The organism is Paenalcaligenes sp. Me52, assembly GCF_050487965.1.
In the GTDB taxonomy this organism is placed as follows: domain Bacteria; phylum Pseudomonadota; class Gammaproteobacteria; order Burkholderiales; family Burkholderiaceae_B; genus Paenalcaligenes.
In genome coordinates, this window is sequence record NZ_JBKQFO010000037.1 from 1 (window position 1) to 617 (window position 617).

The window sequence follows — 617 nt, forward strand, 5'->3', positions numbered from 1 at the left end:
CACCCAGCGCAGACATCAGTTTATAACGACGCTCCATCTCGTTAACACACCAGCGCAGCGCGTTGGCGGCATCTTTCATATAGGTAACGACTTCCGTTAACAGATGCGGAATGCCTTCATAAACCGAAAGCTCCAGCATTTTCGGGTCGATCATGATGAAACGCACATCTTCTGGCTGTGCTTTATAAAGCATGCTCAGGATCATCGCGTTCACCCCGACAGACTTACCGGAACCGGTAGTCCCCGCAACCAACAAGTGCGGCATTTTCGCCAGATCGGCAACCACCGGCTCACCGGCGATATCTTTACCCAGCACCACGGTTAATGGCGACGGATTATCGCGGAATTTGGCGTTATCCAAAACTTCGCGCAGATAAACGGTTTGTCGTTTTTTATTCGGTAACTCCAGACCTACATAGGGTTTGCCAGGAATAACTTCAACGACACGCACCGCCACCGTCGAAAGTGAACGGGCAAGGTCACGTGACAAGTTAGAAATGCGCGCTGCTTTTACGCCCGGTGCCAGGTTCAATTCAAAGCGAGTGATAACTGGCCCCGGAGAGTAATTGACAACATCGGCTTTAATACGGAAATCAGCCAGACGCGCTTCTACCAGG

1 protein-coding gene is annotated in these 617 nt (G+C 51.2%); it reads right to left on the reverse strand.

Going from position 1 to position 617, the window contains the following annotated elements; translation table 11 throughout:
* Nucleotides 1-617: DNA translocase FtsK (locus ACLO87_RS16835; protein ID WP_430224351.1), on the reverse strand; the 617-nt coding region annotated here is incomplete at both ends.